The 10,395-nt window shown below is 44.0% G+C and carries 10 protein-coding genes; 5 read left to right on the top strand and 5 right to left on the bottom strand.

The window, feature by feature from the left end; translation table 11 throughout:
* Positions 1 to 98: 98 nt before the first annotated feature.
* Positions 99 to 446 carry a hypothetical protein gene (locus tag H6F77_RS02760; protein WP_190485130.1) on the bottom strand — a complete coding sequence of 116 codons (348 nt, stop codon included), beginning with the start codon at positions 444 to 446 and terminating at the stop codon, positions 99 to 101.
* Positions 447 to 583: 137 nt separating this feature from the next.
* Here H6F77_RS02760 and H6F77_RS02755 point away from each other — a divergent pair, with 137 nt between their 5' ends.
* Together H6F77_RS02755 and H6F77_RS02750 are read left to right on the top strand one after the other, a co-directional pair.
* A complete protein-coding gene (locus H6F77_RS02755) occupies positions 584 to 973 on the top strand; it encodes a C6orf136 family protein (RefSeq protein WP_190485128.1) in 390 nt (129 codons plus the stop codon).
* Between the two features lie 49 nt (positions 974 to 1,022).
* Positions 1,023 to 2,210 carry a TRC40/GET3/ArsA family transport-energizing ATPase gene (locus H6F77_RS02750; RefSeq protein ID WP_190485126.1) on the top strand — a complete coding sequence of 396 codons (1,188 nt, stop codon included), beginning with the start codon at positions 1,023 to 1,025 and terminating at the stop codon, positions 2,208 to 2,210.
* A gap of 110 nt (positions 2,211 to 2,320) precedes the next feature.
* On the opposite strand, the gene dnaN is transcribed toward H6F77_RS02750, so the two are convergent.
* Both dnaN and dnaA read right to left on the bottom strand, forming a co-directional pair.
* Complete coding sequence (gene dnaN, locus H6F77_RS02745) at positions 2,321 to 3,469, bottom strand: DNA polymerase III subunit beta (RefSeq protein WP_190485124.1); 1,149 nt, start codon at positions 3,467 to 3,469, stop codon at positions 2,321 to 2,323.
* Positions 3,470 to 3,769: 300 nt separating this feature from the next.
* Positions 3,770 to 5,152 carry a chromosomal replication initiator protein DnaA gene (gene dnaA, locus H6F77_RS02740; RefSeq protein ID WP_190485122.1) on the bottom strand — a complete coding sequence of 461 codons (1,383 nt, stop codon included), beginning with the start codon at positions 5,150 to 5,152 and terminating at the stop codon, positions 3,770 to 3,772.
* Between the two features lie 100 nt (positions 5,153 to 5,252).
* Between dnaA and def the strand changes: the two genes are divergently transcribed.
* The 3 genes from def (at position 5,253) to H6F77_RS02725 (ending at position 7,540) form a co-directional block, all read left to right on the top strand.
* On the top strand, positions 5,253 to 5,786 hold the full coding sequence (def, locus tag H6F77_RS02735; RefSeq protein ID WP_190485134.1) for a peptide deformylase: 534 nt from the start codon (positions 5,253 to 5,255) through the stop codon (positions 5,784 to 5,786).
* 205 nt (positions 5,787 to 5,991) lie between these two features.
* Positions 5,992 to 6,954, top strand: a complete 963-nt coding sequence (locus tag H6F77_RS02730; protein ID WP_190485120.1) for a hypothetical protein — start codon at positions 5,992 to 5,994, stop codon at positions 6,952 to 6,954.
* Positions 6,955 to 7,066: 112 nt separating this feature from the next.
* On the top strand, positions 7,067 to 7,540 hold the full coding sequence (locus H6F77_RS02725; protein WP_190485118.1) for a macro domain-containing protein: 474 nt from the start codon (positions 7,067 to 7,069) through the stop codon (positions 7,538 to 7,540).
* A gap of 8 nt (positions 7,541 to 7,548) precedes the next feature.
* Here the strand turns inward: H6F77_RS02725 and argS are convergent, their stop codons facing one another.
* Together argS and nadC are read right to left on the bottom strand one after the other, a co-directional pair.
* Positions 7,549 to 9,306: an arginine--tRNA ligase gene (gene argS / locus H6F77_RS02720; RefSeq protein ID WP_190485116.1), complete on the bottom strand. Its 1,758-nt coding sequence runs from the start codon at positions 9,304 to 9,306 to the stop codon at positions 7,549 to 7,551.
* Between the two features lie 17 nt (positions 9,307 to 9,323).
* The gene (nadC, locus tag H6F77_RS02715; RefSeq protein ID WP_199321147.1) at positions 9,324 to 10,175 is read right to left on the bottom strand and encodes a carboxylating nicotinate-nucleotide diphosphorylase; all 852 of its coding nucleotides are present in this window, start codon (positions 10,173 to 10,175) and stop codon (positions 9,324 to 9,326) included.
* Positions 10,176 to 10,395: the final 220 nt, after the last annotated feature.

Here is a 10,395-nt window from a genome sequence, read left to right as displayed (position 1 = left end):
GTTGCTGTGGAAGAAATTCTTGCCCAACTTAGCCAAACAGTAATTGCTTCGGTGACGGGATGGGATTTTATTCTGGAAGCTTTATCTGTATCAGGAATTTAGTGAAATGGTATCAACACAAATGTATTGATTGTCTCTATCGAGTCTAAAAATAAATTCAGGAGTATCAGCCCCGCGATACTCCACAACAATATAGGCTGAGCAAATATGAAACCGAATAAATCGGCATAATTTTGTGGGGCGATCGCGCCATTTATTACTCTTTGTGCGAGCAAGCCCGAAACTTCGTCTATCGCCACTTTGTTCAAAAAAAGAACAACAGCAGGCCCCCCTCCGCTAATCAAAGTCAGCAATGCCAAGCTGCGTAACTCTCTTGGCGCAGCCTGGATAACCAGCCAAACACTGCGTCGTAAAGCTTGAAACGGACTCAGTTGGATAGGTTGCATTGTTGCCCTTACGCTAAAAGTTATACCATTTCTGTTTTAATGCGCTACACGCCACTCTCCCAAAGGGAGCATCTATTGTAGAGCGATCGCTAAATGGTATTAAACTCATCAAAAGGCTATTTGCACCCAAAACTGCTGTGGACATTATTAAAATTCTCAAAGAGGACTACCAAAGATTCCCAGCCGACCAGACCTATAGCATCTACGCTGAAAATGTCTTCTTTCAAGATCCTCTTAATAAATTTCGTGGCGTTAAGCGGTACGAACAGATGATTGGCTTTATCGATACCTGGTTTATCGATGTCAAGATGGATTTACACGATATTAGTCAGTCAGGAGACACGATTAAAACTGAGTGGACTTTGAGCTGGAATACTCCACTTCCTTGGAAACCCCGTATCGCTATACCTGGCTGGAGCGAGTTACGCCTTAACGATAATGGAACGATAGTTTCCCATATCGATTACTGGAACTGTTCCCGGATCGATGTCCTGAAGCAGCATTTTGTTAGTATTAAGAAAGGTTAATAAAACTCATAAATAACACAAACACTCCTCAGATAGGACAAAAAAATTCATGCGTGTAATTTTAATGACTGGGAAAGGGGGCGTTGGAAAAACGTCCGTAGCAGCTGCTACTGGGCTTCGTTGTGCTGAACTCGGCTATAGAACCCTAGTTCTTAGTACCGATCCAGCCCACTCCCTTGCTGATAGTTTTGACATAGAATTGGGGCACGATCCCCGGCAAGTGAGACCAAATTTGTGGGGTGCAGAACTAGACGCCTTGATGGAATTGGAAGGAAACTGGGGAGCAGTTAAACGCTATATTACTCAAGTTTTGCAAGCCCGAGGTTTGGATGGAGTTCAAGCTGAAGAATTAGCAATCCTACCTGGGATGGATGAAATATTCGGCTTAGTAAGAATGAAACGCCATTACGATGAAGGCGAGTTTGACGTTTTAATTATAGACTCGGCTCCGACTGGTACTGCACTGCGCCTGTTGAGTTTACCAGAAGTAAGTGGCTGGTATATGAGAAGGTTTTATAAACCATTACAGCAAATTTCTGCTGTTTTAAGACCTCTGGTTGAACCCATATTCAGACCTATTGCTGGGTTTTCCTTACCTAATAAAGAGGTAATGGATGCACCTTATGAATTTTACGAGCAAATTGAAGCGCTGGAAAAAGTATTAACAGATAATACTAAAACTTCAGTCCGCCTTGTCACCAATCCAGAGAAGATGGTGATTAAAGAATCTCTCCGCGCTCATGCTTATTTGAGTTTGTACAACGTCGCTACAGATTTAGTAGTGGCAAATAGGATTATTCCAGAGGAAGTTACCGATCCGTTCTTCCAGCGCTGGAAGGAAAATCAAAAGCAGTACCGCCAAGAAATTCACGATAATTTCAGCCCTTTGCCAGTAAAGGAAGTTCCACTTTATTCGGAAGAAATGTGCGGTTTGGCAGCTTTAGAGCGTTTGAAAGAAACGCTGTATAAAGATGAAGATCCCGCACAAGTTTACTATAAAGAAACTACGCTTAGAGTAGTGCAGGATAAGAATCAATATAGCCTTGAAGTCTACTTGCCTGGTATGGCTAAAGATCAAATCCAGCTGAGTAAAACGGGTGATGAATTGAATATCAGAATTGGCAATCACCGACGCAATTTAGTATTGCCGCAAGCATTGGCTGCACTTCAACCAGCTGGGGCAAAAATGGAGGATGATTATCTCAAAATTCGGTTTGCCGATCCAGCTAGGGTATAGTTGTATCGAGGTTACTGAATTAATTTTGAGGAAATAAGTGATGAGGGGCGATCGCTACTATACAACAGCGATCGCCCCGACAAATTACCTCTTATCAACCATCAACCAATTTAGTCTCTAATTTGAACTGGCATCACCAAGTAAGTCATTTTTAACCCACCTAAAGGCGTTAAGATTACTGGTGTAGTTGGCGCATTCATCTGAATCTGGATGTCAGAAGTTGGTATAGCCTTCAACCCATCCATGAGATATTTCACATTGAAAGCAATTTCGATATCATCGCCAGTGACTTGCGCGGACATCGACTCGCGACCGCTACCAACATCCTTAGTTTCGACCGATAGCGACATCTGCTGATTCACGCTATCTATCGTAAACTTGACTAGATTATTTTTCTGGTCAGCCAGTACAGAAATCCTTTCTAAAGCATTCAACAACTGGCGTCTATCTATAGAAACCTGTCGCTCAAATTGGCGTGGAATTAACTGGCGATAATTAGGATACTGTCCTTCCAATGTTCGACTGGTTAGGCGTTGATCTGCTAATTCAAAGATAATTTGTCCTTGATCTAGATGGAATGCTACTGACTCATTATTTTGGCGCATCGCTACCATCTTTTCCAGTTCCCTCAACGCCCTAGCTGGAACTGTTACTTCAAATTCTTTATCGTCAGTTTGTTCGAGTCCTTCAGCTTCATCTTGATTGGTGGTTTCAACGACGGCGAGGCGGTGTCCATCTGTTGCAGCGAATTCCAAACTATCTTGTTTGACTATAAGATGCACTCCTGTGAGTACTTGCTTGGTTTCGTCGCTGGCGGTGGCAAATAAGGAACCTTTTAATCCTTCTATTAGGGCTGCTGCTGGAAGACGCGAAGTGCCACCATTTTCCACAGTGGGTAATTCTGGGAATTCTTCGGTTCCCATACCTCTAATTTTGTAGCTTCCAAACTTTGATGTTATGGTGGCGATCGCTTCCCCCGCTTCATCATCCAGCGTTATTTCTCCATCTGGCAACCGCGACACAATATCGTTTAGCAGCTTCGCGGGTAAAGTTACTGCACCGTCTTCTTCCACTTGTGCTGCAAAACTTGTTTTGATTCCCAGACTAAGATCGAATGCCGTCAAGCTTACTAATTGAGTTTCTTTAGAAGCTTCCAGCTTCACGTTTGCCAATACTGGATGTGTAGGACGAGATGGTACTGCACGGCTGACGAGGGAGAGGTTGGTGTTTAGATCGTTTTGGGCGCAAACCAGTTTCATAATTTCTCTTGTCTGCCTTGGAGTGGTTCAAAGGGCTATTTAAGGCTTGCTGATTGTAGCAAAGACCTTGGCACTTCTGGGCTGTAAAAAACTACTGCTTAAATTTTTATTAACGATACGTGCTGTGGAAAATGTGGAAAACTTCTATCAACTATATCCTTGATTTTCAGCAGAGTATTTATACTCGAAGATAGTTTATTATCTCTTTCATCCAAAGACTATCAAGTTTTTCACAGATCTGACCGTGCTTAATATCGCCTCGAATTTGGTTAATTTAAGTAAAATGAGGCGATGAAGAACTCAGGATTTTTGTTGGATTCTACCCAACATATTAATGCGATCGCTCAATTGACACAGTATTTTAGCCACATCACCATCTTTATCGCGCAATTGGCTAATTTTTTCGCAGCTATACATCACCGTCGTATGGTCTTTACCGCCAAATTCCTCGCCAATTCTCGGTAAACTAAGAGCCGTGTGATGGCGCATCAAGTACATTCCAATTTGTCTGGCCCAGCTAATTTCTCGCCGTCTAGAATTACCTTTCAAATCCTCAATAGAAATCTTCAATACTTCTGCCACAGTCATCATAACTGCTTCGGGGGAAGTTTGTACCTTTTCAACTGGTGGATTTAAAATAGGCGTGATATTTTCCACATTCATTGGCAAGCCGGAAATCGAAATATAAGCTACAGCTCTTATTAAAGCTCCCTCTAACTCTCTAATATTAGAGGTATAATTAGTGGCAATATATTCAATTACTGCTCTAGGCAAGCGCATATTTTCATATTCTGCTTTTTTTTGCAAAATTGCCATCCGCGTTTCCAAATCGGGACGCTGAACATCAGCAATCAAACCCATAGAAAAGCGAGAGCAAAGACGTTCTTGCAAGCGCGGAATCTGATTGGGAGGCCGATCTGAAGCAATTACTACTTGTTTCCCGGCTTCGTGTAAAGTGTTAAAAGTATAAAAAAATTCTTCTTGGGTGTACTCTTTGCCTTCAATAAATTGAATGTCATCTACTAACAGCACATCAGCGGCGCGGTAGTGTTCGCGGAAATTCTGCATACTATCTTTACGAATAGCGGCAATTAAGTCATTAGTAAATTGTTCGGTTGAAACATAAAATATTTTAGAATCGGGGCTAATTTCTAAGCGATAATGACCTATTGCCTGCATCAAATGAGTTTTGCCTAAACCAACGCCCCCACATAAAAATAAAGGGTTAAATTCACGCCCTGGAGATTCTGCTACAGCTAACGAGGCAGCATGAGCCATGCGATTATTTGAACCGACAACAAAGCGCGAAAAAACGTATTTAGGATTTAATTCGCTTGGCCTTGGTCGATTACTGGGTGTAGTTTCTGTAATATTAGTTTCAAGCGGCAGCGACCAAGAAAGCCCCTCTTCAATAACATTAGAGCTATCATTGCCTTGGGCTACCGTAATGTGAATTTCCACCGGATGCCCCACGATATCTTGCACTACATCAGCAATAGTTTTGATGTAATACTTCTGCAACCAATTCCGGGCAAAGGGATTGGGAGTACAAATCTCCAAGCAGTTATTTTCCAACTGCTGGGCGCTGGCAGTCTTAATCCAGGTTTCAAAAGTGGGGCGACTCAATTGTAGCTGTAAACGCTCCAGAACCTGGCTCCAGAGCTGTTCAAGGGCAGTATCCACGGCTCACCTCACGCTTAGAGCAGAATAGTATTATCTATTGAACACAAGCGATATGTCCCACTCCGGGCAGAGCGATCGCCCACTTCAACCACACCACACCATGAGCGAAATCCTTCAAGTCTCTCAACTAGGCAATCCCGTCCTGCGACGACAAGCGCGACCTATTCAAAATGTTCGCGATGAACGAATTCAAAAACTGATTGATGACTTAATCGCCACAGCTATATCTGCGAATGGCGTTGGCATAGCAGCACCCCAGGTCTCGCAATCAATTCGCTTGTTCATTGTGGCATCGCGCCCCAGTCCCAGGTATCCCCACGCCCCGACAATGGAACCGACTGCCATGATCGATCCTAAGATCGTTTCTCACTCAGCAGAGATTGTTAAGGATTGGGAAGGTTGTCTCAGCATTCCTGGGATTCGTGCGTTAGTTCCAAGGTATCAGGCAATTGAGGTTGAATACACCAGCCGCGATGGGGAACTGCATCGGAGAGAATTAACAGATTTTGTAGCTCGGATATTCCAACATGAATATGACCATCTAGATGGCATCGTGTTTTTAGATCGTGTTGAGAATACAGGAGATATGATGACTGAGCAGGAATATCAGCAGCGGATTGTGAATAAAGGGTAGTAATGCAGCGTGATTTGTGTAAAATCACTTTTTATATACCCAAATTGGCTCTAATTCTAAGGTGAAAAAACGCTTGGGCTAACTAAGCCCAACACTTTCCCTTTAGATTCAATTTTCGCTAAAAATTCAAAAAATATAACTTATTCATTGGTTAAATTTTAATTCTAATGTGGTAGTTTTTTAAGGAAACTACTTGCGATAGTGTATGAAAAAATGGGCATTTTGTTTAGCGCTTCTATCGACCCTGCTATCGGCAAAAGAGCTGCCTGCTAGTCAGGCAACTGCTCTATCACCCACTGCGCTAACAGCCATTACTAACAAACAAGTCGCCCAAAGAGCTTCATCTCCTTACCCCACTTTTAATACCAAGCAACTAGACAAACAACTAGCAGTCTATCAACAGCACTTAGTTACTTCAGGCACTCCAGATGTCTTAGTTGTGGGAAGTTCTAGGGCTTTGCAGGGAGTCGATCCAGCAGTACTACAGCAAGGCTTAGCGGCTCAAGGGTATCGAGGGATAAAAATCTATAACTTTGGAGTTAACGGTGCTACAGCTCAAGTTGTAAAGTTCGTGCTGCGGCAACTTTTAACCTCAGATCAACTACCACAATTGATTGTGTGGGCGGATGGATCGCGAGCTTTTAACAGCGGTCGCCTTGATGTAACTTACAACGGTATTGTCGCTTCTGAAGGCTACCGACTATTATCCAAAGGCATTCGCCCTACTGTTAGCCAAGGCGAAGGGTTGGGTTTCTTCCCCGCCGAGAATCGCTTCAATCCAGCCACTTACTATCAGAGATATCCGAGAGTCGCTGGTTTATATGACTCTGACTATAAATCTTTTAACTTGGAAGGCGAGCAAGCAGCGGCTTTTAGAGATGTTGTAGCTTTCACACAAGATCGCCGGATTCCGTTAGTTTTTGTTAACTTGCCCCTTACACAGGACTATTTAGACTCGACGCGGCAACGTTACGAGGAGCAGTTTCAGCAGCAGATGCAGCGAATGGCGCGGGAAAATAACTTTATATACCGCGATCTGAGCCGCGTTTGGTTACGCCAGTATGGGTATTTTGCCGATCCCAGCCATCTCAACCGCTATGGTGCTGCTGCGGTTTCTCGCCTACTTGCTCAAGACAAAACAATTCCTTGGAAAAGCGTCTCCGATTAAATTTGTAGCAGCCGGACGCGATCGCTCCCCTGGTGAATGCGTCTGTTCAAGTGCTTTCCACCAATCTTTCACCTTTGGCAAATGGTAAAAGATGCTTAATAGAGTTAACAGTATGCCTATTCGTTACGTTTCAGGGGATTTGTTTGCTAACGAGTATAAGGCTCAGGCACTAGCTCACGGTTGTAACTGCAAAGGGGCTATGGGAGCAGGAATCGCTGTAGGATTCCGCGATCGCTATCCAGCAATGTATGAGCATTACCGCCAACTTTGCCACGCTAAACCACGTCAGTTCAACCCTAGCGATGTGCTGCTATGGAAGTCCGAGGAGCTGCCTTGGGTTTTTAATCTCGCCACCCAAGAAAGTTATGGGAGAACTGGCGCCACTTACGAAGCCATTGAGCGATCGCTAGAATTGATGAAACGGCAAGCAGAAGAAGAAGCGATCGCCACAATTGCTATGCCCCGTATTGGCTCTGGTTACGGTGGTTTATCTTGGAAGAAAGTCCGTACTATTATCGAGCGTGTATTTGCGGATTGGTCGGGAACGCTCTACGTTTACGAGGAATATATTCCTGATCCAACCTGAATATAAACTTACATCCGCTCTAATACTTGAATCCCTAGCAATGATAATCCCTGTTTTAAAGTTTTTGCTGTTAGATCGCACAACACTAATCTAGATGTCCGCACAGGTTCCTCTGATTTAAGCACGGGGCATTGTTCAAAGAACTGATTAAACTTCTGGCTGAGTTCAAATAAATATTGACAAAGGCGATTAGGTAGTAAATCTGTCTCTACCTGAGTAACAACTTCGCTCAATTGCAACAGATGCTTTGCCAACACTAACTCGGTTTCTTCCCGCAATACAATTTTTGCATTTGCTTCTATTTGTTGAAAGTCAATATTACCTTTGCGGCTAATTCCCTGAACCCGAACATAAGCATAAAGCAGGTAAACACCCGTATTGCCCTTGTCTGCTAACATCTTGTCATAACTAAAGATGTAATTGCTAGTCCGGTTTTGGCTTAAATCAGCATATTTGACCGCACTGATGCCAACTACTTTGGCAACGTTAGCAATAAATTCCTCAGTTTCTACACGATTTTCTTCTTTCAGTCTTTTTTCTAAATAGGCACGGAAACGAGCGATCGCTTCATCTAGCAAATCCCGCAATCGCACAGTATCGCCAGAGCGCGTCTTAAACTTCTTACCATCTTCCCCCAGCACCAAACCAAAGGGAACGTGGACGATTTCAACATCATCAGGAATCCATTCAGCCTTCCGCGCTACCTTGAAAAACTGTGCAAAGTGAGTCGCCTGTCCAGCATCAGTAACGTAGATAATCCGTTTTGCATCATCCTGTTGAATCCGATACCGTAATGCTGCTAAATCAGTTGTTGCGTAGTTATAACCGCCATCTGATTTTTGCGCTATTAAAGGCAGAGGTTCTCCCTCTTTGTTCGTAAATCCCTCTACAAAAACGCACTTAGCTCCATCGTTTTCTACTAATAAACCTAGCTTGTCTAGGTCTTCTACTACTGCTGGCAACAAGGGGTTATAAAATGATTCGCCTCGTTCAGTTAGAGAGACATTGAGCAAATCATAGATAACTTGGAATTCCCGCCTAGATTGTTCGCACAGCAAATTCCAGGCGCGGCGTGAATCTTCGGCACCCGTTTGGAGTTTTACTACTTCTTCTCTGGCAGTTTCTTGGAATGTTTCATCTTCATCAAACCGCTGTTTAGCTTTGCGGTAAAAACTGACTAAATCTCCTATATCCAAAGCATTAGCTGTAGTTAAAGCTTCTGGACAAACTTCTCTTAAGTAGGCAATTAACATCCCAAACTGCGTTCCCCAATCGCCGACATGATTGAGCCGTAGCACGTCTTGACCCTGAAATTCCAAAATTCGGGCAATGCAATCTCCAATAATAGTGGATCGCAGGTGTCCGACGTGCATCTCTTTGGCAATGTTAGGGCTGGAGAAATCAACAACTACTCGCTGAGGATTTTTTGTTAGTGGGATTCCCAGGCGAGAGTCACTTTGTATTGCACTTAGTTGTGCTTCTAGATACTCCTGTTTGAGAGTGAAATTGATGAAGCCTGCACCTGCTATTTCTGGAGGTTGGCAAATGTCGGCGATATCGAGATGCTCAATAAGTTGGGATGCGATCGCTCTTGGTGGCAGCTTGAGTTGTTTAGATAAAGAAAGCGCAGCATTAGATTGATAGTCACCAAATTTAGGGTTACTTGCTGGTACTAACATGGGGTCTACACCAGCGTAGTCATTGCCAAATGCGGCGACTAAAGCTTGTTGAAATTTAGTTTTGAGTTCTTCAATGGTCGAGTTCATGGCAATAAAAGTGGCAACTAGCTGGGTGTGCCTTTATTCTCCATCCTACTCATGTCTATGTTCATACTCAAATCCAGCCACTTAGAGCCAGTGATGGGGGCGCTGCTGGAAATGTAGTCTACACCTGTTTCAGCGACGGCGCGGATGGTTTCGATTGTGATGTTACCGGATGCCTCAATTTTGATGCGGTCATTGCTGTGGCGAATCATTTGCACTGCCTTGCTCATCATATCAAGCGGCATATTATCCAGCATTATGATATCGGCTCCGTGTTGTAGAGCTTCTGCGACTTGTTCTAAGCTTTCGGTTTCCACTTCAATAGTCAGGGGATAGGGAATGCGGGAACGGATGAGGGCGATCGCCTTTTCTATTCCACCAGCAGCTTCAATGTGATTATCCTTAATCATTACCGCATCATCTAGCCCCATACGATGATTGACAGCGCCTCCCACCTGAGTTGCGTACTTCTCTAGCAATCTCAACCCTGGTGTGGTTTTTCGAGTATCTACCAGTCGAGTCGGCAAATCAGCAATTTGCTCAACATACTTACGGGTAAGGGTAGCGATACCGCTTAGGCGCATAGCTAGGTTTAAAGCAACTCGTTCGCCCGTCAGGAGCGCATCGAGTGGTCCTTCAACACGAGCAATTAGCTGTCCTCGCTCGCAGTGTTCGCCCTCTTGGACATAGCAAAAGAAGTTGACGCGAGCGCTTAATAACTGGAAGACCTGTGCGGCGATAGGCAACCCAGCGATCGCACCAACATCCTTGGCCGTCCAAGAAGCCTGGACAACACCTACTTCGCCCGTGATTAAACTTTGAGTTGTGCGATCGCCACGACCTATATCCTCTAGCAGCCAGCTGTGCAGCATAGGTTTCAACACCAGCGCCGGAGGTAAAACAGCACTTTTCACAAAAATTTCCTTATTTAGCTCTTTCCTACCAAAGCTAACTTACCTCAAATCGTTAACTAGCAAGCATTTTAGCAACCTGGAAGTTTTTTTTTCAAAATACTTGACACTTTTAGGAGAAGCAAGCTACATTGATAAAGCGGTGGAGAGAGCCAAGCGCAAGCGAAGCGAACTGACGGCC

It is taken from the genome of Microcoleus sp. FACHB-831, assembly GCF_014695585.1.
Lineage (GTDB): Bacteria > Cyanobacteriota > Cyanobacteriia > Cyanobacteriales > FACHB-T130 > FACHB-831.
The sequence above is the reverse complement of the archived record's forward strand: the minus strand, read 5'-3'. Positions and strand labels throughout refer to the sequence as shown.